Genomic DNA, 23276 nt, shown 5'->3' with positions numbered 1-23276 from the left:
CCGATGAAACCGCAGCCGATGCGCCTCGGGGATTTGTCGGTGGGCTTCGTCCATAGCCTGGCCGACGCCGTGCGCAGCCATGGCCTGGACCCACAACCGCTGCTCGAACAGTACGGCCTCGACGCCGCGCGACTGGCCGAGGCCGGCGCCCGCCTCTCGATCCCGCGCTACATGCGCCTGGGTCACGGGGCCATTCAACTGACTGACGACCCGGCACTGGGTTTGCGCATGGGCCAGCTCAGCCGTCTGAGCCAGGCAGGCCTGGCCGGAGTCACCGCCGCCCAGGCCCCCACCGTGCGGGAAGCGGCGCGCTGCCTGATTCGCTTTGAAGCGCTGTATGGCTCCAACTATCGCGGCCAATCGAGCTTTCATGAAGACGCCCAAGGCGCTTGGCTGCGGTTCTATTCGATCAGTCCCTACAATGCCTACAACCGCTTCGTGGTGGATTCCATCATCGCCGGCTGGTTGCAGCAATTGTCCAGCGTAAGCCCTGCCCCGCTACGCGCCGAACGGATCGAGATCGAATTCCAGGCGCCGGATTACCGTGAGGCCTACGCCGTGCTGGGGGATTGTCCGATTCAGTTTGGCGCCGAACAGAATCAACTGCGCCTGAGCCTGGAGAGCCTCGCCCAGCGCAACCCGCAACACTGCCCGAGCACCTGGCGGCTCCTGCTGCAACTGTGTGAACGGGAACTGGAGCAACTGACACGCACCCGCAGCCTGCGTGAACGCATCACTCAGTTACTGGGGCCGTTGCTCAATGGTGGTCGGGAACCCGACCTGGAAGAAGTGGCGGCACGCCTGAAGCTGCCAACCTGGACCTTGCGTCGCAAACTCGCCGAGGAAGGCACGCAGTTTCGTGCAATTCTCAACGACACACGCCGCGACCTCGCCATGACCTACATCCGCGACACTGAACTGGCGTTTGGGGAAATCGCCTACCTGCTGGGTTTTGCCTCAGCCGAAGCCTTTCAACGGGCGTTCAAACGCTGGAACGGCCAGACCCCCGGCGAGTTTCGCCGCAGTCATCGCCAATCCGCGTAAGGTTAGGGGGCGCTCTCAATAAGTTTCCCCGCGGCGCCCCCCTAAAGCTCGGTAGCGTCTTCGGCCGGTTCCAGCGGGTCCAGTTCAAACGCCTGATACTCGAGCAGTTCTTCTTGATAATCGTCCATTATTAAACCCCCATCGCTTGTTGAAAAAATCGTCTGAATAAATGACCAGCACCCTGAGCATAAAGTGCCCGCATGAAAGAAAAATGACGCGGGCATTACACTCCATCGCTACTGAATAAAACGTAGCAGGTGGTCAGGAATTTATCACAGGTTTTTTTCGATACGAGCTGTAGGAATACAGCTCGATTTGATGTGGATCAATCTTGGAAGGTGTTACGGGATCGGAGTCGTCTGACCCGATCCCATGACATTGGCCAATTACTGGCCGGAGACAGGCATGGCCGTAATTGGCTCGGTCGGTGCCGGCATGGTGCTTGAATCCGCCGGTGGAGATACTGTTTCGGTGGACGAACTCGGCTCGCTGCTCTGCGCCGGGGTAATCGGCGCTGTTTCGGCAGGTGGCACAACAGGCTCTGAAGCAGCAGGAGCGGTTTCGGTTGGTGCAGCTACCGGCGCTGGAGCAGGCGCAGGTTCTGCCGCCGGGGTCGAAGTCGGCGCCAACTGAGCCGGCGCAGCCTTGGCTTCGGGCACACCCAGATCAGTCTTCGGCTTCTCGGTAATGTGTGCCGCCTTCTTCGCTTCCGGCGGAAGGAACAACTCGACCAGGGCAAAGAAACGCTCGTAGAACTTGGCCGAGGACACGGTTTCACTGGCGACCTTGACCATCGAGTCGTCGGACGAGCCGATTGGCATCGATACCGAGCCCAACACACCAACACCGAGGCTGGCGGAGTTATTGGTCTTCTTCAGCGCATAACGGTCCTGCAGCGCATTGGCGAACATGGTCGCGTGATGCCCTTCGCTGCCGTCATCGGCACAGACCACGTTGAAGCTGATCTCCATGTGGGTCTCGCCAGTCTGCTGGAAGCTCTTGTGACCACTGACCAGCTTCGGATCGGCGCTGGTGATGATGTAACCCTGGCTGAGCAAAGCCCGACGGGCTGCTTCGCAGGTCTGCGCATCGGTCACCGGGTAGCTGCGCGAAAACGTTCCTGAGTCGTCGAAGTTCTCATGCTCATAGATGGCGGCCTTCTTCGACGAACAACCGGCAGCGGCGACCAGCACCAAGGCCAGTCCGACAACATGCATGGGAATTGATCTAAACATTGAACATCCTGAGGAAAACGGTTCGGGGCGTATTGTGCAACAGATCGATGCTTAGCGTCGCACCGTTTAGTGTCTTGAAACAGTTACAAGTCTACTGACTGTCATTGACAGGAAAAAGTCGCGCGGTAAATAAGCAGGCGACGGGTAGCTCATGCCATTTTTGTTTCACCCATAAAAAACCCCAGCCTTTCGGCCGGGGTCCTTGTGTCACGCAAAGCTCAGTCAAGCATCAGAAACGCTTGATCTCAGCCTCGCTCTCCAACAGCTTGCGGTAAGCCGCGAAGTCTTGCTGGCCAATGCGCGAGGCGAGGAAGCGACGGTACTGAACCTTCTCTTCTTCGGTCGGCGCCGCAGCTTCGTTCACGCCGCTCAGACGCACGATCACCAGGCTACCATCGGCCAGGGTCACGCTGCTGAAGGTCGGCTTGTCTTTGGCAACCGGCTTGGGCATACGGAACAGTGCTTGCAGCACGGTTGGGTCGACCCCTTCCTGAGCACGCGTCGCAGCTTGAGTCACTTTCCAGTTCTGGCCATCGATCGCCTGGTCCAGTGCAGTCTTGCCATCGCGCAGGCTGACGATCAGTTGATCCGCCTTGGTCTTGGCGGCAGCACTGGCATGCTCCTTGGTCAGCTGCGCACGGATGCTGGCAGCCACGCTTTCCAGCGGCAGTTGCTCAGGCTTGCGGTGTTCCTTGGCGCGCAGCACGATCACGGTTTCCGGGTCCAGCTCGATGGCGGTGCTGTTGGCACCCTCATCCAGCACTTCAGGACTGAACGCAGCGGTCACTACGGCACGATTGGCCGCAATACCTTCGCCACCTTCCCGGCCGAATGGCGCGGACGTCTGGACAGTCAGCTTCAGGTCTTGTGCTGGCTGGGCCAGATCGGAGGCTTCGAACGACGAGTCTTCCAATTGCTTGGTCGCCTCGACGAAACGCTGCTCGACCTGCTGGGTTTTCAGCTCGCGGGTCAGCTTGTCTTTCAGGCTGGCAAACGTCGGCACTTCAGGGGCTTCAACGCCCAGCAGCTTGATCAGGTGGAAACCGAAGTCAGTGCGAACCGGCTCAGAAACCTGATCCTTGGCCAACGAATACAGGGCTTTTTCAAACGCTGGATCGTAGACGCCTGGACCTGCATAACCGAGGTCACCGCCGTTGTTCGCCGAGCCTGGATCCTGGGAGAACTCCTTGGCCAGAGCCTCGAATTTCTCGCCTTTGGCCAGACGCGCCTGCACTTCTTCGATTTTGGCCTTGGCTTGCGCCTCGGTCACCTTATCGTTCACTTCGACCAGAATATGCGCAGCCCGGCGTTGCTCGGACAGGTTCGCGGTTTCTTTCTGATACGCCGCTTGCAAGTCTTCGTCCTTGACGCTGACCTGATCAAAGAAGGACGCCTTCTTCAATTCGAGGTAGTCGATGACCACCTGATCCGGCGTCATGAATTCCTTGGCGTGTTCGTCGTAGTAGGCTTTGACTTCGTCGTCAGTCAGTTTCACCGCCGCTGGATCTGCCTTGACGTTCAAGGTGGCGAAATCGCGGGTCTGTTTTTCCAGACGGGCGAAGGCCAGAACCTGTGCATCGGTGACAAAGCCGCTACCAGCCAAGCCAGCACGTAGCTGACCGATCAGCATTTCCTGAGCCAGCATCTGGCGAAATTGCAGACGGCTATAGCCCAGTTGACGGATCACCTGATCGAAGCGATCGGGGTTGAATTTGCCTTCCACCTGGAATTCAGGCGTTTGCAGGATCACCTGATCCAAAGCCGCTTCGGAGAAAGCGAATTTCGATTTTTCTGCGCCTTGCAGCAGCAGTTTGCGATCGATCAGGCCTTTGAGGGCCGATTCGCGCAGCATTTTTTCGTCGAGCAAGGAAGCATCGAAATCCTTGCCAAGCTGTTGCATGAGCTGACGGCGTTGCATATCAACCGCCTGGTTCAGCTCGTTTTGACTGATTTCTTCACCATTGACCTTGGCCGCATCCTGGCTGTTGGTCGTCGCCTGGAAAATGGCCTCGATACCGGTGAAAGCCATCAGTACAACGATGATCCCGATAATGGTCTTGGCAATCCAGCCTTGTGAATTGTCCCTGATATTCTGCAGCATGCGTCCCCCAGAAACGGTTGAACTTCAAAATTAGGCAACCGTGGAGCGTGGGTAGAATCCGGATAGAAGAAAGGCGCATCCGAGGATGCGCCTTCTCGTAACTGGCGGAGCGGACGGGACTCGAACCCGCGACCCCCGGCGTGACAGGCCGGTATTCTAACCGACTGAACTACCGCTCCGCTGCCAAGTCAGGAATGACCCCGACCCGGATAGGCAAAAACCTGAATCGAACTTAGTTGACAGCTTCTTTCAGTGCTTTACCGGCTTTGAAACCTGGCTTTTTGGCAGCGGCGATTTCCAGCGTCTTACCGGTCTGTGGGTTACGACCGATGCGAGCTGGACGATCGGTTACGGAGAAGGTACCGAAACCAACCAGAACAACAGAGTCACCAGCCTTGAGAGCGCCAGTGACGGATTCGATTACAGCGTCCAGCGCACGGCCAGCAGCAGCTTTCGGGATATCAGCGGATGCAGCGATAGCATCAATCAGTTCCGACTTGTTCACTCTAAGTCCCCTTATATCTATTTGAGTTTGATTCTAAGTTTTTTGGTAAAAGCAAAAAAACGAGTGCTGAATGGCCTACAGACACTTAAGAGCCGCTTTATAACAAGGGCTCTAAAAAACTGTCAACAAGCCCCCCAGGCAAATGCGTACTAATGCGTGCTAATTCTTTCCTTAGAGTCAGTCTCGCGTTTTTCATCCTTTGCAACGATCTCCGGAACCACATCCGGCAAGGGCTCCGGCGCGTATTGCAGCGCAATTTGCAGGACCTCGTCAATCCATTTAACTGGTTTAATCTGTAGATCTTGCTTGATATTGTCAGGAATTTCCTTCAGATCGCGTACGTTCTCTTCAGGAATGATCACCGTCTTGATTCCACCACGGTGAGCAGCCAGCAGTTTTTCTTTCAAACCACCAATCGCCAACACCTGACCACGCAAGGTGATTTCGCCGGTCATGGCAACATCTGCGCGTACAGGAATGCCAGTCAATGCTGACACCAGGGCCGTGCACATGCCTACACCGGCGCTAGGGCCATCTTTCGGCGTTGCCCCTTCCGGCATATGGATGTGGGTGTCGCGCTTCTCGTGGAAGTCCAGAGGAATCCCCAGGCTCTTCGCACGGCTGCGGACAACGGTCAGGGCTGCGGTGATCGATTCGACCATCACGTCACCCAGAGAACCGGTTTTGATCAACTGGCCTTTACCCGGGACGACCGCGGCTTCGATGGTCAGCAATTCGCCACCCACCTGAGTCCACGCCAAGCCTGTGACCTGACCGATCTGATCCTGCGACTCAGCCAGACCGTAGCGGAATTTACGCACGCCCAGGAAGTGCTCGAGCATGTCGGCAGTGACCTTCACCGAGAAGCGTTTTTCCATCGCATGCTCTTTGACCGCCTTGCGGCAAACCTTGGCAATCTGGCGCTCCAGCCCACGTACACCGGCTTCGCGGGTGTAGTAGCGGATGATGTCGCGAATCGCTTCGGCGTCGAATTCCAGCTCGCCTTTCTTCAGTCCGTTGGCCGTAATCTGCTTCGGCGAAAGATATTTGACAGCGATGTTGATCTTCTCGTCTTCGGTGTAACCCGGCAGACGAATCACTTCCATCCGGTCCAGCAGCGCCGGCGGAATGTTCATGGAGTTGGAGGTGCAAAGGAACATCACATCGGACAGGTCGTAATCGACTTCCAGATAGTGATCGTTGAAGTTGTGGTTCTGCTCGGGATCGAGCACTTCCAGCAACGCCGACGCCGGATCGCCACGCATGTCGCTGCCCATTTTGTCGATTTCATCGAGCAGGAACAGCGGGTTGCGGACGCCCACCTTTGTCATTTTTTGAATCAATCTTCCTGGCATCGAACCGATATAAGTCCGGCGATGACCACGAATTTCCGCCTCATCGCGCACACCACCGAGGGCCATGCGCACGAATTTGCGGTTGGTGGCGTGAGCGATCGACTCCGCCAGAGAGGTTTTACCCACCCCGGGAGGACCGACCAGGCACAGCACCGGACCACGAATCTTCTTCACGCGCTTCTGCACGGCGAGGTATTCGAGGATCCGCTCTTTGACTTCTTCCAGACCATAGTGGTCGGCGTCGAGAATATCTTCGGCACGAGCGAGGTCCAGACGCACCTTGCTCTGGGCCTTCCACGGCACTTGAACCAGCCAGTCGATATACGAACGCACCACCGTCGCTTCCGCGGACATTGGCGACATTTGCTTGAGCTTGTTCAGTTCGGCCTGAGCCTTGGCCAACGCGTCTTTCGGCAGACCGGCGGCGTCGATACGCTTCTTCAGCTCTTCGATTTCGTTGTGGCCTTCGTCGCTGTCGCCCAGTTCTTTCTGAATGGCCTTCATCTGCTCATTCAGGTAGTACTCGCGCTGGCTGCGCTCCATTTGCTTTTTAACGCGGCCGCGAATGCGTTTTTCGACTTGCAGCAGATCGATCTCGGCATCCAGCAACGCCAGAACGTGCTCGACCCGGGCCGACAAATCGATGATTTCGAGGATTTCCTGCTTCTGCTCGATTTTCAGGGCCATGTGCGCGGCCATGGTATCGACCAAGCGGCCTGGCTCGTCGATGCTGTTAAGCGACGACAGGACTTCAGCGGGGACTTTCTTGCCCAGCTGCACATATTGTTCGAATTGAGCCAGCAGGCTGCGAACAAACACTTCCGACTCGCGCTCAGGCGCGTCGACTTCGTCGATCAGCGAAACTTCGGCACGGCAGTGGCCGTCGACTTCGCTGAAGCGCTCCACGGCGCCCCGCTGCTCGCCTTCGACAAGAACCTTGACCGTGCCGTCAGGCAGCTTGAGCAGCTGCAGAACGGTAGCGATGGTGCCTACGCGATAAAGTGCTTCTTCACCGGGATCGTCGTCAGCAGGATTTCGCTGAGCCAGCAGAAGGATCTGCTTGTCGCCCGTCATCGCTGCCTCGAGGGCTTCGATGGATTTCTCGCGCCCCACGAACAGCGGGATAACCATGTGCGGATAAACCACGACATCACGCAATGGCAGGAGAGGCAATTCGATGGTTGTCTTCATGATTTCGCCTCTACGGCGGCCATAAGGCCGTAAACAGATGGAAGTAAGCTTGAAACCAAGATGGGGGCTGTTTTCAAAAAAAACAAGCGGATAAAAAAACCACTTTAAAGATCGCCGCTTACGGTAGCGCCTGCATGGGTCCGGATACATCCAAAAAGGTCGGATGTCATGCTGCCTTCGCAGCGGTGCGGCGATCCGACAAGCCAGCTCCCACAATAGCAAAGGGGCCCGAAGGCCCCTTCTTTATTTCAGCAGTGTGACGCTTAGGCGTCTGGCGCTGCCTTGGCAGCCGGCTCACTGTTTTCGTAGATATACAGTGGCTTGGACTTACCTTCTATAACGCTTTCATCGATCACTACTTTACTCACCTCGGACTGCGAGGGGATTTCATACATAGTGTCGAGCAATACACCTTCGAGAATCGAGCGCAGTCCACGGGCACCGGTTTTGCGTTCCAGGGCACGTTTGGCGACCGATTTCAGCGCGTCAGCCCGGAATTCCAGGTCCACGCCTTCCATCTCGAACAGCTTGGCATACTGCTTGGTCAGAGCATTTTTCGGCTCGGTGAGAATCTGCATCAACGCAGCCTCATCAAGCTCGTCCAGCGTGGCAAGTACCGGCAGACGACCGACGAATTCCGGGATCAGACCGAACTTGACCAGATCGTCAGGCTCGACTTCACGCAGGGATTCACCGACTTTCTTGCCTTCTTCCTTGCTGCGCACTTCCGCGTTGAAACCAATGCCGCCCTTGGTGGAACGGTTTTGAATAACCTTTTCCAGACCGGAGAACGCACCACCGCAGATGAACAGGATGTTACGGGTGTCGACCTGAAGGAATTCCTGCTGCGGATGCTTGCGACCACCTTGAGGCGGAACGGAAGCGACCGTACCTTCGATCAACTTGAGCAGGGCCTGCTGCACGCCTTCACCGGAAACGTCCCGGGTGATCGACGGGTTGTCAGACTTGCGCGAGATCTTGTCGATCTCATCGATGTAGACGATACCCATCTGGGCTTTTTCTACATCGTAATCGCACTTCTGCAGCAGCTTCTGAATGATGTTCTCGACATCTTCACCTACATAACCCGCCTCGGTGAGGGTGGTTGCGTCGGCGATGGTGAACGGAACGTTCAGCAAGCGGGCCAGTGTTTCGGCAAGCAGGGTTTTACCCGAGCCTGTCGGGCCGATCAGCAAGATGTTGCTTTTGCCGAGTTCGACGTCGTCATTCTTTTTGTCACGCTGGTTCAAACGCTTGTAGTGGTTGTACACCGCTACGGCCAGAACCTTTTTCGCACGTTCCTGACCAATCACGTACTGATCAAGGATGCCGCTGATTTCTTTAGGCGAAGGCAATTTATGCGCGCTGCTTTCGGCCTGGGCTTCCTGCACCTCCTCACGGATGATGTCATTGCACAGGTCGACGCACTCGTCGCAGATAAAGACCGAGGGGCCGGCAATCAATTTGCGTACTTCATGCTGGCTTTTGCCACAGAAGGAGCAATAGAGCAGCTTGCCGTTGTCCTCGCCGTTGCGGGTGTCAGTCATTCGTTCGATCCAAATCCGATAGGCTTGCAACACAAGATGAAGGCTATTGCGGGCTTTTTCAAGCCCGCCGGTGATCAGACCAGCTGACCAACCCTATTTTGAGCTGCTTATTATTAAGCGGGGCGCTGGTTGATCACTTCATCGATCAACCCGTATTCACGCGCGGCTTCAGCGCTCATGAAATTATCGCGGTTGGTATCGCGCTCGATTTCTTCAAGAGTGCGCCCGCTATGCTTGGCCATCAGCGTGTTGAGACGCTCACGAATGAAGAGGATTTCCTTGGCATGGATTTCGATATCCGAAGCCTGGCCCTGGAAACCGCCCAGTGGCTGGTGAATCATCACACGCGAGTTCGGCAGGCAGTAACGCTTGCCTTGGGCACCGGCCGTCAGAAGAAACGCGCCCATGCTGCACGCTTGACCGATACAAGTGGTCGACACGTTTGGCTTGATGAACTGCATGGTGTCATAGATCGACATGCCCGCCGTGACCGAACCGCCCGGGGAGTTGATATAGAGATGGATGTCCTTGTCCGGGTTTTCCGCTTCAAGGAACAGCAGTTGCGCACAGATCAGGTTGGCCATGTAGTCCTCTACCGGACCAACCAGAAAAATCACTCGCTCCTTGAGAAGGCGCGAGTAGATGTCATAGGCGCGCTCGCCACGAGCAGACTGCTCGACAACCATCGGGACCAGGCCGCCTGCGGCCTGGATATCAGAGTTCTGCTGAATATAGGAATTACGGAACATGCTCTGCAGTCACTCCCAAATAGTTATGTCTTGAATACGCATAAGCCAGCACGAAGGCTGGCTTATGGTGTGTGCTTCTTACCGCAAAAACGATCAGTCGGCTTGTGGAGCTTCTACCGGCTTGACAGCTTCTTCGTAAGAGACCGATTTGTCGGTCACGCTAGCTTTCTGCAGAACAGTATCCACAACTTGTTCTTCCAGCACAACCGAACGAACTTCGTTCAGTTGCTGGTCGTTCTTGTAGTACCAGGACACAACCTGCTCAGGCTCCTGGTAAGCCGAAGCCATCTCCTGAATCATCTCGCGAACGCGGGCTTCGTCAGGCTTGAGGTCGAATTGCTTGACCACTTCAGCCACGATCAGACCCAGCACAACGCGGCGCTTGGCTTGCTCTTCGAACAGCTCGGCCGGCAGCTGGTCAGGCTTGATGTTGCCACCAAACTGCTGAACAGCCTGCACGCGCAGACGGTCAACTTCGTTGGACAGCAGAGCCTTTGGTACTTCGATCGGGTTGGTGGCCAGCAGACCGTCCATAACCTGATTCTTGACCTTGGATTTGATCGCCTGACGCAGTTCACGCTCCATGTTCTTGCGAACTTCGGTGCGGAAGCCTTCCAGACCGGTTTCCTTGATGCCGAATTGAGCGAAGAATTCTTCGGTCAGTTCTGGCAGTTTAGGCTCGGAAACGGTGTTCACGGTCACGGTGAACTCAGCGGCTTTGCCTGCCAGGTCGAGGTTCTGATAGTCCTCAGGGAAGGTCAGGTTCAGAACGCGCTCTTCGCCGGCTTTAGCGCCGACCAGACCGTCTTCGAAGCCAGGGATCATGCGACCGGAACCCAGTACCAGCTGGGTGCCTTTGGCGGAACCGCCAGCGAACACTTCACCGTCGACCTTGCCGACGAAATCGATGTTCAGTTGATCTTCGTTCTGAGCAGCGCGATCGGCGACTTCGAAACGAGTGTTCTGCTTGCGCAGGATTTCCAGCATCTTGTCCAGATCGGCATCAGCCACGTCAGCGCTCAGGCGCTCGACAGCGATACCTTCGAAACCGGCAACGGTGAACTCCGGGAACACTTCGAATACGGCTACGTATTCCAGGTCCTTGCCTGCTTCCAGGGATTTAGGCTCGATCGAAGGCTGACCAGCCGGGTTCAGCTTCTGCTCAACCACAGCTTCGTAGAAAGAAGACTGGATTACGTCGCCTACAGCTTCCTGGCGAGCGTCAGCACCGAAACGGCGCTTGATTTCGCTCATTGGCACTTTGCCTGGACGGAAGCCAGCGATCTTGGCCTTTTGGGCGGTCTGCTGCAGACGCTTGTTGACCTGGCTCTCGATACGCTCAGCCGGCACGGTGACGCTCATGCGGCGCTCAAGAGCAGTAGTATTTTCAACAGAAACTTGCATGGATATTCCTCGTTGCACAGACGTTAGCCGGCCGTTTCCGACCCCAGAATCAAGGGCATGCATTCTAGTGGGTCAAACTCAAGAAGTCACCCTACTGAAAACGGGTAAAAAAGCAGCAGGCAATTTATAGGCGGGGACAAACGGTTGTGCCTCGCCCTGTTAGCAAATACAGCCAGTCATGCCAAGGCTCTGCACCCATCCTTCTATATATAGAAGGAATCGGCAATCCATCCCTGACAGCCGACCCCACGAAGGGATCGGCGGACAAATCGTGCATCATCGAGAAACATAAATACGATGAAACGACCTGACCCTGCGACCCACAACCTGCAGTCGTCGACACTCAAACAACTGAAACAAAAAAGGCGCCAGACTGTTAAATCTGGCGCCTTTCGAAATATGGGGTGGACGATGGGGATCGAACCCACGACAACGGGAGTCACAATCCCGTGCTCTACCAACTGAGCTACGCCCACCATATTGCGTGACAAAGAAGCCAAACAACTTCTTTGTTGAGCCCCAACCAAGCCAAGCGGCAAGAGTGAAGCTTTATTTGGTGCGGATGAAGAGACTCGAACTCTTACGCCTCGCGGCGCTGGAACCTAAATCCAGTGTGTCTACCAATTCCACCACATCCGCGGATTGAAGCTGTTAAAGCAAAGGCGCCAGACTGTTAATCTGGCGCCTTTCGAAATATGGGGTGGACGATGGGGATCGAACCCACGACAACGGGAGTCACAATCCCGTGCTCTACCAACTGAGCTACGCCCACCATATCGCGCTACTTGTGCCAAAGTTGCCTAATGGCGCACCCGGCAGGACTCGAACCTGCGACCATCCGCTTAGAAGGCGGATGCTCTATCCAGCTGAGCTACGGGCGCCTTGTTAATCTGTACCCTTGAAGGACTACAAACTAAGTGCTTTTCAGCCTTGCGGAAGCGTAACTCCGCTCGACCTTCTCAACCAGTGCTAGGCTGTGCCCGACAAGTGCGACGAATAGTATAGAGCCCCCCAGAGGTCGTCAAATCCTTTTTAAAAAAAATTCATTTAATTAAAGGAGTTAGGGGAATTTGCAGACCAAGCGCCTTTGCCCTCACCTCATGACATGCGAGAATGCGCTCTCTTTTTTTCCCCTCTCGATGGTTAATCACGCGCAATGACTGCACAACTAATCGACGGCAAATCGATCGCCGCCAGCCTGCGCCAGCAGATCGCCAAACGAGTCGCCGAGCGTCGCCAGCAAGGCCTGCGCACACCCGGCCTCGCGGTGATCCTGGTCGGCAGCGATCCTGCCTCTCAGGTTTATGTCTCGCACAAGCGTAAAGACTGTGAAGAGGTCGGCTTCCTTTCGCAAGCCTATGACCTGCCTGCCGAAACCACTCAAGAAGCACTGACCGATCTGATCGATCGCCTGAACGATGACCCGGCGATTGACGGCGTTCTGCTTCAACTGCCTTTACCTAAACATCTGGACGCCTCCAAATTGCTGGAGCGCATTCGTCCTGACAAGGATGTCGACGGTTTCCACCCTTATAACGTCGGCCGCCTGGCCCAGCGTATCCCGCTGCTGCGTCCGTGCACACCCAAAGGCATCATGGCGCTGCTGGAAAGCACCGGCGCCAAGCTAAACGGGATGGATGCGATCATTGTCGGGGCTTCCAACATTGTTGGCCGTCCGATGGCAATGGAACTGCTGCTGGCCGGTTGCACCGTGACCGTTACCCACCGCTTCACCAAAGATCTGGCGGACCATGTCGGTCGCGCCGACCTGGTGGTGGTTGCCGCCGGTAAGCCGGGCCTGGTCAAAGGTGAGTGGATCAAGGAAGGCGCGATCGTGATCGACGTCGGCATCAATCGCCAGGAAGATGGCAAGCTGGTCGGTGACGTGATCTATGAAACCGCCCTGCCCCGCGCCGGCTGGATCACACCGGTACCGGGTGGCGTTGGCCCGATGACTCGCGCCTGCCTGCTGGAAAACACGCTGTACGCCGCGGAAACACTGCACGGCTGAGTTCACGCTGGCTTGCAACGCCGCATAAAGAACCCCGCCAGTCGCGGGGTTCTTTTTGCCTGCAGAAAAAAGCTCGACCATCCGCCGGAAAAGCCCGTTTTTATCAGGTGCCCAGGCATTTCATCTGAACATCGAACAACCATCGACAGTTCTTCAGCCATACTCCTAAAATGCGTCGCTTTTTAAAGAAACAGCCCGTTACAAAACGGTATATCCACCCTTTATGAGTCCGCCAGCGTGAAAATCCGTCTTTCAATCCTGAGCCTGTTTTTTGCATTCACAGGGACTTTCACCACGCCAACGATCAACGCCGCAGAAACCACTGCCGCACCCCGAGACACTTCACAACTGAAGATCGCTTCCGGCAGTGTCTTGCTGATGGATATGCAAACCAACAAAGTGATCTATGCCAGCAACCCTGACGTCGTAGTGCCAATCGCATCCGTCAGCAAACTGATGACTGGCCTGGTGGTGGTAGAAGCCCGGCAAAACATGGACGAATACCTTTCCGTCAACATCAGCGACACCCCGGAAATGAAAGGCGTGTTTTCCCGAGTCAAACTCAAAAGCGAATTGCCTCGCCGGGAAATGCTGCTGATTGCCCTGATGTCGTCGGAAAACCGTGCCGCTGCGAGTCTGGCCCATCACTATCCGGGCGGCTATGTCGCGTTCATTGCCGCCATGAACGCCAAAGCCAAAGCGCTGGGAATGACCAGCACCCACTTTGTCGAACCGACGGGCCTCTCTCCTCGCAATGTGTCCACCGCCCGCGATTTGAGCAAACTGCTGATCGCTGCACACAAGCACCCACTATTGACTCAATTGAGCACCACCAAGGAAAAAACCGTTTCGTTCCGCAAACCCAACTACAGCTTGGGTTTCCGCAACACCGACCATTTGGTCAACAAGCCTAACTGGGACATCAAACTGACCAAAACCGGCTTTACCAACGCGGCCGGTCACTGCCTGGTGCTGGTGACCCACATGTCAGATCGGCCGATGGCGCTGGTGATTCTCGATGCTTTCGGCAAGTACACGCACTTTGCCGATGCCAGCCGGATTCGCAGCTGGGTCGAAACCGGTAAGAGCGCCAACGTGCCCTCCGTCGCCCTGCAATACAAGTCCGACAAGAACCTCAAGCATCGCCAGAGCGGTGTGGTTGAAGCATCGAAATAAGGTCGAGCCGGTAAATGAAAGCCCCGAATATTCGGGGCTTTTTTCGTCCAGCATCAATCATTGGGCAACGGCATCTGATCGTCATCCGGAATGCCATCCCCGGCACTCGGGTCTCTCCAGCCCTGTGGATGCTTGGTCGGCACCACTGTCGGCCTGGCCAAGGGATCCCTTAACGGGCTGTCCGGATCCATCACCGGGTCCAGGTCCGCTTCAGGGGTTGTCGGAACACTTTCTGGAGGGTCTGGACGTTTGTCGTCAAAGCTCGAATCGGTAGACATACGCACCTCACTGAGACTTGGGTTTCAGATTACCGAGTGGGTCGTAAGGCTTCGCGGGTGCCTTCTTGCCCTCCTCACCCGGTTTGATATCCCTGGGCGCCTTGGCGGGCCCGATGGGGTCGACCTGAGGATCGGCGAGGTCTGGAGAATCGGGGTCGAACCCCAACTCATTATCAGACGAATGCTCAGACGAGTGTGGGCCGGTGGGGGTATTGGACTGTGCCATGGACGCCTCCTGTTCATGGTCCCGGAAAAAACCGGGCCCTCTACTTGAGACTTCAGCATAGCGTGGCGGTGCCATGCTGATGACGAGTGGAAACTTACTGCGCGGTCAGCGCCTTCTTCGCCCGGGCTGCCGCCTGTTCCTGACCTGACTGGGCAAGATCGCTCGCCGCTTTCAGCCAGCGCGACTGATCGACATTGGCTGGAATCTGGTCCGGCTTCTGGATCAATACGGCCCAACCGCCGGCATTCTCGAATGCTGATTCAAAGGCGCTGAACCCCATCAGCAACCGACGATCCATCCCGGCGCGCAGCAGCACGGTCTGCTTCTGACGGTTGTAACCGGCGAGAATGGCGTATCGCGGCTCCGCCCAGAACGCCGAGCCTTCCGTGAAGCGCACCATCACCGGATAACCGGCGGCGACCTGGGTCAGCAGCGCCGGCAAATTTTTGTCGAGGGGGTAGACCACCATCCCGTACTCACGGGCAAGGTTCTGCATATTCTGCTGCAACCGATCTTCGGCACCCGGCAAATGCAGAGGTTTGTCGAGCAACCCTGGGGTTATCACGATGCCCTGCTGGGACAGCAGACTAGCCAGCACCTGAGGCCCGCTTTGATAACTTTGCCCACGGTAGAACGTACCGCTGAGTTCGACCCGCTCCGGCAGACGCTTGATCTCAGGCGCCACGCTCCCCGCACAGCCAGCCAGGCCGGCAACGCAGCCAACGATCAGCACCAAAGATCGAATTCGAGAAAATACCCGCACCATCATCACTCTCTTGTTCAGACGCCAGGCAATCGCACAGCCGGCTTGGCCGTCGATCATAGGATGCCGCGCGACAGCGGTATAGCCTTAACCGGCAGTTGATTGCATTCGATAGAGCGAACTGGTTGGTGACAGGCGACCTTTGGTCAATAGCCTGAAATACAGCAGCGGCTAGACTGTCATTTACCAAGGACGAGTGTGCGCCCGATGCAGGGCAAAGAGGAGGCACTGATGAGCCTGACAATGACCATTGTAATGTTGATCTCCGGCTGGCTGGCCGTGGCCACCGCCATGCTGTGGGGCGTTTTGCGTATTACCCGCCGGCACCATCACCACCCGGTTCAATCGGCACCTGTGGCGAAAACCGATAAAGCCGCTGCACACCCCGCCACCGCGCACTGAGTGAGTCAAGCACAATCCAGGTGGGAGCGGCGGTGCGACGATTCGACTTGCTCGCGAAGACGGCGGGACAGTCAATATTGATGCCGTCTGAAACACCGCTTTCGCGAGCAAGCCCGCTCCCACAGGTTCCGCGCCTTAACTGACAGGCATTGGCCGCCTGGACTCTTTCGAGTTCAGGCGGCCGCTTCGTTTAACGCAGGTTACGCTTGAGCGGCGATGCGCTTCTGCCTGGCCCGACGCGACAGCATGTTCAGGCCTTCGATCGTGGCCGAGAACGCCATGGCCGCGTAGACGTAGCCTTTCGGTACGTGGGCGCCAAAACCTTCGGCGATCAGCGTCATGCCGATCATGATCAGGAAGCCCAGTGCCAGCATCACCACCGTCGGGTTGTCGTTGATGAACTTGGCCAGAGGGTCAGCGGCCAGCAACATCACCAGTACCGACACCACCACCGCGATGATCATGATCGGCAAATGCTCGGTCATGCCGACGGCGGTAATGATGCTGTCGATGGAGAACACCATGTCCAGCATCAGGATCTGACCGATCGCAGCAGCAAAACCCAGGGTCACGGTCGAGGTGGCCGAGGTCGGATCATCCGGCGCCGGGTCCATGCTGTGGTGGATCTCGGTGGTCGCCTTCCACAACAGGAACAGGCCACCGGCAATCAGGATCATGTCCTTCCAGGAGAACGCATGGCCGAGAATATCGATCACCGGCTCCGTCAACTGGACGATGAACGCGATGGTGCTCAACAGCGCCAGGCGCAGGATCAACGCCATGCCGATACCGATACGTCGCGCTTTCTGGCGATGCTGTTCGGGCAGCTTGTTGGTAAGGATCGAGATGAAGATCAGGTTATCGATGCCGAGCACGATTTCCATCACCACCAGCGTGGCCAGGGCGACCCAGGCAGTGGGGCTTGCAGCAAGTTCTAAAAGGTATTCCATGGGTCAGTCCTGACTCGTTGTAGACGGTTTAGATTTCCTGGGACGAAGATTCGGATTTGTCCGTCTCTTTGGCCGGTTGCTCTTTCTTGCTGATCAAGCCGCCAGTGGCATCGCTCAACGCTTGCTCGGCGGCTTTGTGGGTATCGTCAATCGCCTGTTTGGCGGTTTCGGCGGCCTTGCCCATCAATTGCTGAGCGCTTTTCTCGGCCTGGTCGCAACCGGCCAACACCAGTAAAGACGCAATCAGCAGTGCCGTGGTTTTAAGCTTCATGATGCTTTCCTCGATAGAACAGACAGAACCGAAAAGGCGATCCGTCGATAGCGAGGCATTCTAAGGAAGCAAATACTTCAGGAAAATTCGTATTTTCAGCGGCTATACTTCGGTTTTAACGAATCCAGACAGCGTATGGCGTATGCCTTACGGATGATGTGAACAACGGGATTTCACCAACATGTTGAATTATCGGCAGCTGCATTATTTCTGGGTGGTGGCCAAGACCGGCAGCATCGTGCGCGCTTGTGAGCAATTGAACCTGACGCCACAGACCATCAGCGGGCAGATTTCCCTGCTCGAGCAAACCTATGGCATCGAGTTGTTTCGCCGGGTCGGCCGGCAGCTGGAACTTACCGAAGCCGGACGTCAGACGCTTCCTTACGCCGAGCAGATGTTTCAACTCGGTGGCGAGCTCGAGTTGATGCTGCGGGCGCAGCCCAATGAGCAGCAGATTCTGTTTCGGGTGGGCGTCGCCGACGTAGTCCCCAAATCCATCGTTTATCGCCTGATTGCGCCAACCATGGAGTTGAGCGAGCCCCTGCGTATCACCTGTCGCGAAGACAAACTGGAACGCTTGCTTGCCGACCTGGCGATTCAGCGCCTTGATCTGGTGATTTCCGACAGCCCGATGCCCTCGCATCTGGACATCAAGGGTTACAGCCAGAAACTCGGCGAATGCGGCATCAGCTTCTTCGCCACCGCAGAATTGGCGGCGCGGTATGGCCAGGACTTCCCGCGCAGCCTGCACGGCGCCCCGCTGTTGATTCCAGGGCCGGAAACCGTAGTGCGCAGTCGCTTGCAACGCTGGTTTGCCGAACAGCAGATCCAGCCGCAGATCGTCGGCGAGTTCGACGACAGCGCCTTGATGCAGGCCTTCGGCCAATCCGGCAGCGGGATATTCATCGGCCCGAGCGTGATTGCCGACGAAGTGAAACGCCAATGTGGCGTGGAACTGATCGGCCAGACCGATGCGGTGAGCGAGTCGTTCTACGCCATCTCGGTGGAACGCAAGATCAAGCACCCGGGCATTGTCGCGATTACCGAAGGTGCCCGACGCGAGTTGTTCACCGCGATGTGAGTGTCAGGCGCAGATTTCGCGAGGTTTGAAGGTCATCAGCGCCATCGCCAACAGGATCGAGACCAGGATAAAACCGGCCGCCGCGAAACCCAGGCCGCCCAGGCCAACACTGTCGATCACTCGCCCACCGACCATCGCGCCCAGACCGATCCCGAGATTGGCCCCGGCAATGTTCAACGACGCAGCAAAGGCCGGCGCTTCAGGGGCAGCCTTCATCAGGCGCACGTGGCTGACCAGGAACAGCGCGGCCTGAGTCACGCCCCAAATCCCCATCGCAGCCGCCAGACCCAGCGGCGAATGAATGTTCGGCACCAAGGCCACCATGCCAGCGATCATGAAGGCACAGAACGTCACTGAAGCAATAAGCGGATGCCGATCCACCGCACGGCCGCCCAGCGAATTGCCGATCAAGCCGACCGCACCGAAGCCCATCAGGCACCAGCCGACCACCGTGCCGTCGAAACCGGCCAGCCGCTCAAGAATGTCCGCCAGGTAGGTGTACGCGGTGAACATGCCACTGAACACCAGGATCGATAACAGCACATGCCCCAGCATCAACGGGCTGCGCAGAATTTTGAACTGCGAGCGAAAACTCACCTGATGCTGGTGCAGGTTGGTTTTCGGCAGGTAGATAAACAGCAGCAACGCCTTGGCAAACGCGATCACCGCCAGAATGCCGAAAGCACTGCGCCAGCCGAACGCATCGGAAATCAGCGTACCCACCGGAATACCGAACACCGTGGCGCAGACAATGCCGAAACCGATCTTGGCGATGGCCCGCCCGGCGTAGTCCGGCCCGACGATGTCCACTGCAGTTTCACTGGCCAATGCCCAGAACACCGGCAGCCCCAACGCCGGAATCAATCGCGCAACGGCCATCACCCCGATGTTCGGCGCCAGTGCCGCCAGCGTGTTGGCCAGGCCGAACATGATCAGTACGCTGATAAACAGTTTGCGCCGTTCAAACCTTGCAAAGTAGGCGGTCAGGAACGGCCCGAAAGCGGCCACGGTAAAGGCGAACAGGGTCACCAGCAAACCCGCTTGAGGGATGCTGACGTCCAGATCACGGGCGATTGCCGGCAACAGCCCGACGATGATGAATTCCGTGGTCAGCACCGTAAAACCGGCGGCGGACAACAGAAGAATGGGCAACAGCATGCAGAACTCCAGGAAAACGACGACACCAGCGACAGCCCGAAGGCTCACTGGCAGAACTTGAAAATGAGGATGGCGAAGCTTAACAGAGTGTTTCCGGACGAGGTTGCACGAACCTGCAAATCGCGTTGAGCAATCGGGTGGCAGATCGTCACAGGTCTGAAGGATCACGGCTACGCTGTGATAAAGTCCGCGCCCCTGCGGTACTTACACTTTGCTCATCGGCCATTCACTGGCATTGATGTAGCGACCCTTTCGGTTCCCTCCATGTGGCCTGCCCGGCTTTTTGCTGCATGAGCCAAGGAACCCTGCACCCTAATAAAATCAGAGATGCCGTTATGACCGCTTCATCCCCTTCTCTCTTGCAACGCCTGAAACACAGCAGCCTGGTCACGCAAATCATCATCGGCCTGATCGCCGGGATTACCCTGGCGCTGTTCGCGCCTGAGTTGGCCAAGTCCACCGCCTTCATCGGCAAAGTGTTCGTCTCGGCGCTCAAGGCTGTCGCGCCGATTCTGGTGTTCGTGCTGGTCATGGCTTCGATTGCCAACCATAAGCACGGCCAGGAAACCCACATCCGGCCGATTCTGTTTCTGTACCTGCTGGGCACCTTCGCGGCGGCCGTGGTGGCGGTGATCGCCAGTACGCTGTTTCCGTCGAGCCTGGTGCTGTCGACCCAAGACGTAGCAGTGACCGCACCGGGTGGCATCAGCGAAGTGTTGCAGAGTCTGTTGCTCAGTGTGGTCGACAACCCGGTCAGTGCGCTGATGAACGCCAACTTCATCGGCATTCTGGCTTGGGCGATCGGCATGGGCGTTGCGATTCGCCATGCCGGCGAGACGACGCGCGAAGTACTGGGCGATCTCTCCAATGGCGTGACCTTGATCGTGCGTCTGGTGATTCGCTTTGCGCCATTGGGGATCTTCGGCCTGGTGGCCTCGACCCTCGCCACCTCCGGTTTCGGTGCCTTGATCGGTTACATGCATCTGCTGGCTGTGTTGTTGGGCTGCATGCTGTTCGTGGCGCTGGTGATGAACCCGGCCATTGTGTTCTGGAAGCTGCGTCGCAACCCGTATCCGCTGGTACTCACCTGCCTGCGCGAGAGCGGCATCACCGCCTTCTTCACCCGTAGTTCGGCGGCGAATATTCCGGTCAACCTGGAGTTGAGCAAGCGCCTGGGCCTGCACGAAGACACTTACTCGGTGTCGATCCCGCTCGGCGCCACCATTAACATGGCCGGCGCTGCGATCACCATCACCGTGTTGACCCTGGCCGCCGTGCATACCCTGGGCATCGCCGTGGACATTCCGACAGCCATCCTGCTCAGCATTGTCGCGGCGATCTGCGCCTGTGGCGCCTCGGGCGTGGCCGGCGGTTCGCTGTTGCTGATTCCACTGGCGTGCAGCCTGTTCGGCATCCCGAGCGAAATCGCCATGCAGGTGGTGGCAGTCGGCTTCATCATCGGTGTGTTGCAGGACTCGGCGGAAACCGCGCTGAACTCCTCCACCGACGTGCTGTTCACCGCGGCGGCGTGCCAGCGTGAAGAGCTGAAGGCGCAGCGTTTGGCGTAAAACGCACCTGTAGGAGCCAGGCTTGCCGGCGAAATGTGGGAGCGGGCTTGCTCGCGAAAGCGGTGTATCAGGCAACGATGATGTCGGCTAACACTCCGTCTTCGCGAGCAAGCCCGCTCCCACAGGTTCCGCGGCAAGCCTGGCTCCTACAGAAGGCAAAATGAAAAAGCCCGCCAAGGCTTACACCTTGGCGGGCTTTTTTGTATCTGGGCGGTTTAGAACGCGCCCATGTAATCGCGCTTGCCCACTTCCACGCCGTTGTGACGCAGCAGTGCGTAAGCGGTGGTCACGTGGAAGAAGAACTGCGGCAAACCATAGCTCAGCAGGTAAGCCTGGCCAGTGAAGCGCTTCTCTTTAGGCGTGCCTGGACGGGTAACGATCTCGATGCCTTCCTTGCCGTCGATCTGCTCGGGTTTGATCTCGCCGATGAAAGCCAGGACCTTGGCGATCAACGCTTGCAGTTCGGCGAAGGTGGTTTCGGTGTCGTCATATTTCGGCAGTTCGACTTCAGCCAGACGCGCCGAAACGCCTTTGGCGAAATCAACAGCGATCTGCACCTGACGCACCAGCGGGAACATGTCCGGGTACAGACGGGCTTGCAGGAACGCGTTCGGGTCGATGTTTTTCGCGGTAGCGTGGGCTTCGGCCTTGCTCAGGTTGTTGCTCAGGGCATTGAGCATTTGCTGGAAAACCGGAACGGAAGCGGCGTACAGGGAAATAGTCATGATGGTCTCGTGTGGTGACAGGAGTAAAAACGTGGAGCGATTATAGCCATGCCCGACCGCCCTGCGGCTTGTCTTTTATCCTGCAAGGATTAGGCTAGGCGGCTTCGACTGCATGCTTCGACTGCATAGGGAAAAGCGCGATGAGCACTGAGCAAGAAACGACCTCCGACGAACCGCGGCTCAACAGCACGGAAATCCGCATTCTGGGCTCGTTGATCGAGAAACAGGCCACCAGCCCGGAAACCTATCCGCTGACGCTTAATGCGCTGGTGATTGCCTGCAACCAGAAAACCAGCCGCGAACCGGTAATGAACCTCAGCCAGGGCCAGGTCGGCCAGAGCCTGCGCGTTCTGGAAGGTCGTGGTTTCACCCGACTGGTAATGGGCAGCCGTGCTGACCGTTGGGAACATCGGGTCGACAAGGCGCTGGAACTGGTGCCGGCGCAGGTGATTCTGACGGGGCTGTTATTTCTGCGCGGCCCGCAGACGGTCAACGAACTGCTGACCCGCAGCGGCCGCATGCATGACTTCGAAGATGCCGAGCAGGTGGTGCATCAACTGGAGCGCTTGATCGCCAGGGGTCTGGCGCTGTTGATCCCGCGCCAGGCCGGCCAGCGCGAAGACCGTTACATGCATGCACTGGGCGATCCGGCGGATATCGAAGTGATCCTGGCTGCCCGGCAAAATCCTGTGGAGCGTGGCGCCAGTGGTGGTGTGTCGGTTGAGCGAATCGAAGAGCTTGAAGCGCGGATTGCGGCGCTGGAAGAGCGCTTGGCACGCCTCGAATAGACTGGTCGCGACATTCTGAATGTGGGAGCGGGCTTGCTCGCGAAGGCGGCGGCATATCTTGCATCAATATGACTGACAGACCGCTTTCGCGAGCAAGCCCGCTCCCACATTGGATCTTCAGTGATCACAAGAGTAATTAATACAGCTGCTCCCACCGATGAGGCTACTCCCCATCCCAATAATCCACGCCATCGGCCTGCCTGGCGACGGCGACGAAGCCTGAAGCATTGCCCTGGGCATCGACCTTGAAGTCGTCCATCACCACGTATTTGCCGGAATCCGGGTATTCGCAAATGTCCGGTGATTGCTGACTGCTGACCGCCAGATAGCGCAATTCGCCGTTGCTGGTGTTGATGATCTGGTGCGCGGCTTCAGGACCACCCGCCGGGCAGGCAATCACATCACCAGCGCGGATCGGAAAGCGTTCGGCACCCAGGCGAATCTCCCCCTCCCCGGCCACGATGTAGAACATCTCCTCATTGACCCGATGGTTATGAAAAGGACTGCCACGCATGCCTGGCTCAAGGGCATACAACCGATAACCCAGCTTTTGCGCGCCCAGTTGCTGGCCGATGCGGGCCAGGCGTTGCTGATAGCGGCCGGCAGCGTCTCCAGTGGGAGCAAACTCTTCGGGCAGCGGTAAAAGTTCGGCCTGATCCAGGTTGAGAATGGCGGGATGCATGAAAACCTCGGTCACGGTGGCTGGAAAGCAAGTCTTCGCTTGCTGGTGGCCAGTATAGGCGGGGAT

At 57.3% G+C, this 23276-nt stretch carries 23 protein-coding genes and 5 tRNA genes; 7 read left to right on the top strand and 21 right to left on the bottom strand.

Annotated elements, in window-relative coordinates; translation table 11 throughout:
* The first annotated feature begins 3 nt into the window (after positions 1 to 3).
* Positions 4 to 1044 carry an AraC family transcriptional regulator gene (locus PMI36_RS11305; protein ID WP_008073098.1) on the top strand — a complete coding sequence of 347 codons (1041 nt, stop codon included), beginning with the start codon at positions 4 to 6 and terminating at the stop codon, positions 1042 to 1044.
* 41 nt (positions 1045 to 1085) lie between these two features.
* Here the strand turns inward: PMI36_RS11305 and PMI36_RS31485 are convergent, their stop codons facing one another.
* The 13 genes from PMI36_RS31485 to PMI36_RS11365 all read right to left on the bottom strand — a co-directional run bounded on the left by PMI36_RS31485 (position 1086) and on the right by PMI36_RS11365 (position 12012).
* Positions 1086 to 1268: a hypothetical protein gene (locus PMI36_RS31485; protein WP_008073097.1), complete on the bottom strand. Its 183-nt coding sequence runs from the start codon at positions 1266 to 1268 to the stop codon at positions 1086 to 1088.
* Positions 1269 to 1430: 162 nt separating this feature from the next.
* The gene (locus PMI36_RS11310; RefSeq protein WP_008073096.1) at positions 1431 to 2279 is read right to left on the bottom strand and encodes a DUF2242 domain-containing protein; all 849 of its coding nucleotides are present in this window, start codon (positions 2277 to 2279) and stop codon (positions 1431 to 1433) included.
* Positions 2280 to 2508: 229 nt separating this feature from the next.
* The gene (locus tag PMI36_RS11315; protein WP_008073095.1) at positions 2509 to 4380 is read right to left on the bottom strand and encodes a SurA N-terminal domain-containing protein; all 1872 of its coding nucleotides are present in this window, start codon (positions 4378 to 4380) and stop codon (positions 2509 to 2511) included.
* Positions 4381 to 4482: 102 nt separating this feature from the next.
* Positions 4483 to 4559, bottom strand: a tRNA-Asp gene (locus PMI36_RS11320).
* Between the two features lie 53 nt (positions 4560 to 4612).
* A complete protein-coding gene (locus tag PMI36_RS11325) occupies positions 4613 to 4885 on the bottom strand; it encodes an HU family DNA-binding protein (RefSeq protein WP_002552737.1) in 273 nt (90 codons plus the stop codon).
* Between the two features lie 149 nt (positions 4886 to 5034).
* Positions 5035 to 7431, bottom strand: a complete 2397-nt coding sequence (gene lon / locus PMI36_RS11330) for an endopeptidase La (RefSeq protein WP_008073094.1) — start codon at positions 7429 to 7431, stop codon at positions 5035 to 5037.
* A gap of 263 nt (positions 7432 to 7694) precedes the next feature.
* Positions 7695 to 8978: an ATP-dependent Clp protease ATP-binding subunit ClpX gene (clpX, locus tag PMI36_RS11335; protein ID WP_007946893.1), complete on the bottom strand. Its 1284-nt coding sequence runs from the start codon at positions 8976 to 8978 to the stop codon at positions 7695 to 7697.
* Positions 8979 to 9091: 113 nt separating this feature from the next.
* A complete protein-coding gene (gene clpP / locus PMI36_RS11340; protein ID WP_007901795.1) occupies positions 9092 to 9727 on the bottom strand; it encodes an ATP-dependent Clp endopeptidase proteolytic subunit ClpP in 636 nt (211 codons plus the stop codon).
* Positions 9728 to 9820: 93 nt separating this feature from the next.
* Complete coding sequence (gene tig / locus PMI36_RS11345; protein ID WP_008073093.1) at positions 9821 to 11131, bottom strand: trigger factor; 1311 nt, start codon at positions 11129 to 11131, stop codon at positions 9821 to 9823.
* Between the two features lie 400 nt (positions 11132 to 11531).
* Positions 11532 to 11607 (bottom strand) — tRNA-His (locus tag PMI36_RS11350).
* Between the two features lie 78 nt (positions 11608 to 11685).
* Positions 11686 to 11770: transfer RNA gene (locus tag PMI36_RS11355), tRNA-Leu, on the bottom strand.
* A 57-nt stretch (positions 11771 to 11827) separates the two neighbouring features.
* Positions 11828 to 11903 (bottom strand) — tRNA-His (locus PMI36_RS11360).
* Positions 11904 to 11935: 32 nt separating this feature from the next.
* Positions 11936 to 12012 (bottom strand) — tRNA-Arg (locus PMI36_RS11365).
* Between the two features lie 275 nt (positions 12013 to 12287).
* Here PMI36_RS11365 and folD point away from each other — a divergent pair.
* Together folD and pbpG are read left to right on the top strand one after the other, a co-directional pair.
* Positions 12288 to 13142, top strand: coding sequence for a bifunctional methylenetetrahydrofolate dehydrogenase/methenyltetrahydrofolate cyclohydrolase FolD (gene folD / locus PMI36_RS11370; RefSeq protein ID WP_008073092.1), 855 nt, complete (start codon positions 12288 to 12290; stop codon positions 13140 to 13142).
* Positions 13143 to 13379: 237 nt separating this feature from the next.
* A complete protein-coding gene (gene pbpG / locus PMI36_RS11375) occupies positions 13380 to 14318 on the top strand; it encodes a D-alanyl-D-alanine endopeptidase (protein WP_008073091.1) in 939 nt (312 codons plus the stop codon).
* 53 nt (positions 14319 to 14371) lie between these two features.
* Here pbpG and PMI36_RS30765 read toward each other — a convergent pair whose 3' ends face one another.
* The 3 genes from PMI36_RS30765 to PMI36_RS11385 form a co-directional block, all read right to left on the bottom strand.
* Positions 14372 to 14596, bottom strand: coding sequence for a hypothetical protein (locus PMI36_RS30765; protein ID WP_008073090.1), 225 nt, complete (start codon positions 14594 to 14596; stop codon positions 14372 to 14374).
* Between the two features lie 7 nt (positions 14597 to 14603).
* Positions 14604 to 14822 (bottom strand): DUF6021 family protein, encoded by a 219-nt coding sequence (locus tag PMI36_RS11380; RefSeq protein ID WP_007901788.1) that lies wholly within the window; start codon positions 14820 to 14822, stop codon positions 14604 to 14606.
* 94 nt (positions 14823 to 14916) lie between these two features.
* Positions 14917 to 15645, bottom strand: a complete 729-nt coding sequence (locus tag PMI36_RS11385) for a hypothetical protein (protein WP_008073089.1) — start codon at positions 15643 to 15645, stop codon at positions 14917 to 14919.
* Positions 15646 to 15816: 171 nt separating this feature from the next.
* Here PMI36_RS11385 and PMI36_RS11390 point away from each other — a divergent pair, with 171 nt between their 5' ends.
* Complete coding sequence (locus tag PMI36_RS11390) at positions 15817 to 15987, top strand: hypothetical protein (RefSeq protein WP_177319493.1); 171 nt, start codon at positions 15817 to 15819, stop codon at positions 15985 to 15987.
* Positions 15988 to 16187: 200 nt separating this feature from the next.
* Here PMI36_RS11390 and PMI36_RS11395 read toward each other — a convergent pair whose 3' ends face one another.
* Complete coding sequence (locus tag PMI36_RS11395; RefSeq protein ID WP_008073087.1) at positions 16188 to 16937, bottom strand: TerC family protein; 750 nt, start codon at positions 16935 to 16937, stop codon at positions 16188 to 16190.
* A gap of 28 nt (positions 16938 to 16965) precedes the next feature.
* A complete protein-coding gene (locus tag PMI36_RS11400) occupies positions 16966 to 17208 on the bottom strand; it encodes a hypothetical protein (protein WP_008073086.1) in 243 nt (80 codons plus the stop codon).
* A 181-nt stretch (positions 17209 to 17389) separates the two neighbouring features.
* Here PMI36_RS11400 and nhaR point away from each other — a divergent pair, with 181 nt between their 5' ends.
* Positions 17390 to 18289: a transcriptional activator NhaR gene (nhaR, locus tag PMI36_RS11405; RefSeq protein WP_008073085.1), complete on the top strand. Its 900-nt coding sequence runs from the start codon at positions 17390 to 17392 to the stop codon at positions 18287 to 18289.
* Positions 18290 to 18292: 3 nt separating this feature from the next.
* On the opposite strand, the gene PMI36_RS11410 is transcribed toward nhaR, so the two are convergent.
* Positions 18293 to 19447, bottom strand: coding sequence for an MFS transporter (locus tag PMI36_RS11410; protein WP_008073084.1), 1155 nt, complete (start codon positions 19445 to 19447; stop codon positions 18293 to 18295).
* Positions 19448 to 19782: 335 nt separating this feature from the next.
* Between PMI36_RS11410 and sstT the strand changes: the two genes are divergently transcribed.
* Complete coding sequence (gene sstT / locus PMI36_RS11415; RefSeq protein ID WP_007901778.1) at positions 19783 to 21015, top strand: serine/threonine transporter SstT; 1233 nt, start codon at positions 19783 to 19785, stop codon at positions 21013 to 21015.
* 215 nt (positions 21016 to 21230) lie between these two features.
* Here the strand turns inward: sstT and PMI36_RS11420 are convergent, their stop codons facing one another.
* Complete coding sequence (locus PMI36_RS11420) at positions 21231 to 21740, bottom strand: DUF1993 domain-containing protein (protein WP_007901777.1); 510 nt, start codon at positions 21738 to 21740, stop codon at positions 21231 to 21233.
* A gap of 140 nt (positions 21741 to 21880) precedes the next feature.
* On the opposite strand from PMI36_RS11420, the gene PMI36_RS11425 reads away from it, so the two are divergent.
* Positions 21881 to 22528, top strand: a complete 648-nt coding sequence (locus PMI36_RS11425) for a YceH family protein (RefSeq protein WP_008073083.1) — start codon at positions 21881 to 21883, stop codon at positions 22526 to 22528.
* Between the two features lie 163 nt (positions 22529 to 22691).
* On the opposite strand, the gene PMI36_RS11430 is transcribed toward PMI36_RS11425, so the two are convergent.
* The gene (locus PMI36_RS11430) at positions 22692 to 23210 is read right to left on the bottom strand and encodes a cupin domain-containing protein (RefSeq protein ID WP_007901772.1); all 519 of its coding nucleotides are present in this window, start codon (positions 23208 to 23210) and stop codon (positions 22692 to 22694) included.
* Positions 23211 to 23276: the final 66 nt, after the last annotated feature.

The sequence above is a fragment of the Pseudomonas sp. GM79 genome (genome assembly GCF_000282495.1).
In the GTDB taxonomy this organism is placed as follows: Bacteria; Pseudomonadota; Gammaproteobacteria; order Pseudomonadales; family Pseudomonadaceae; genus Aquipseudomonas.
This window is presented reverse-complemented; position numbering and strand designations above follow the sequence as displayed.

What these genes read in the sequence shown, in the direction of transcription:
- PMI36_RS11305 (WP_008073098.1), top strand. Translation starts at nt 4, where the DNA reads ATGAAACCGCAGCCGATGCGCCTCGGGGATTTGTCGGTGGGCTTCGTC.
- PMI36_RS31485 (WP_008073097.1), bottom strand. Translation starts at nt 1,268, where the DNA reads ATGCCCGCGTCATTTTTCTTTCATGCGGGCACTTTATGCTCAGGGTGC.
- PMI36_RS11310 (WP_008073096.1), bottom strand. Translation starts at nt 2,279, where the DNA reads ATGTTTAGATCAATTCCCATGCATGTTGTCGGACTGGCCTTGGTGCTG.
- PMI36_RS11315 (WP_008073095.1), bottom strand. Translation starts at nt 4,380, where the DNA reads ATGCTGCAGAATATCAGGGACAATTCACAAGGCTGGATTGCCAAGACC.
- lon (WP_008073094.1), bottom strand. Translation starts at nt 7,431, where the DNA reads ATGAAGACAACCATCGAATTGCCTCTCCTGCCATTGCGTGATGTCGTG.
- clpX (WP_007946893.1), bottom strand. Translation starts at nt 8,978, where the DNA reads ATGACTGACACCCGCAACGGCGAGGACAACGGCAAGCTGCTCTATTGC.
- clpP (WP_007901795.1), bottom strand. Translation starts at nt 9,727, where the DNA reads ATGTTCCGTAATTCCTATATTCAGCAGAACTCTGATATCCAGGCCGCA.
- tig (WP_008073093.1), bottom strand. Translation starts at nt 11,131, where the DNA reads ATGCAAGTTTCTGTTGAAAATACTACTGCTCTTGAGCGCCGCATGAGC.
- folD (WP_008073092.1), top strand. Translation starts at nt 12,288, where the DNA reads ATGACTGCACAACTAATCGACGGCAAATCGATCGCCGCCAGCCTGCGC.
- PMI36_RS30765 (WP_008073090.1), bottom strand. Translation starts at nt 14,596, where the DNA reads ATGTCTACCGATTCGAGCTTTGACGACAAACGTCCAGACCCTCCAGAA.
- PMI36_RS11380 (WP_007901788.1), bottom strand. Translation starts at nt 14,822, where the DNA reads ATGGCACAGTCCAATACCCCCACCGGCCCACACTCGTCTGAGCATTCG.
- PMI36_RS11385 (WP_008073089.1), bottom strand. Translation starts at nt 15,645, where the DNA reads ATGATCGACGGCCAAGCCGGCTGTGCGATTGCCTGGCGTCTGAACAAG.
- PMI36_RS11390 (WP_177319493.1), top strand. Translation starts at nt 15,817, where the DNA reads ATGAGCCTGACAATGACCATTGTAATGTTGATCTCCGGCTGGCTGGCC.
- PMI36_RS11395 (WP_008073087.1), bottom strand. Translation starts at nt 16,937, where the DNA reads ATGGAATACCTTTTAGAACTTGCTGCAAGCCCCACTGCCTGGGTCGCC.
- PMI36_RS11400 (WP_008073086.1), bottom strand. Translation starts at nt 17,208, where the DNA reads ATGAAGCTTAAAACCACGGCACTGCTGATTGCGTCTTTACTGGTGTTG.
- nhaR (WP_008073085.1), top strand. Translation starts at nt 17,390, where the DNA reads ATGTTGAATTATCGGCAGCTGCATTATTTCTGGGTGGTGGCCAAGACC.
- PMI36_RS11410 (WP_008073084.1), bottom strand. Translation starts at nt 19,447, where the DNA reads ATGCTGTTGCCCATTCTTCTGTTGTCCGCCGCCGGTTTTACGGTGCTG.
- sstT (WP_007901778.1), top strand. Translation starts at nt 19,783, where the DNA reads ATGACCGCTTCATCCCCTTCTCTCTTGCAACGCCTGAAACACAGCAGC.
- PMI36_RS11420 (WP_007901777.1), bottom strand. Translation starts at nt 21,740, where the DNA reads ATGACTATTTCCCTGTACGCCGCTTCCGTTCCGGTTTTCCAGCAAATG.
- PMI36_RS11425 (WP_008073083.1), top strand. Translation starts at nt 21,881, where the DNA reads ATGAGCACTGAGCAAGAAACGACCTCCGACGAACCGCGGCTCAACAGC.
- PMI36_RS11430 (WP_007901772.1), bottom strand. Translation starts at nt 23,210, where the DNA reads ATGCATCCCGCCATTCTCAACCTGGATCAGGCCGAACTTTTACCGCTG.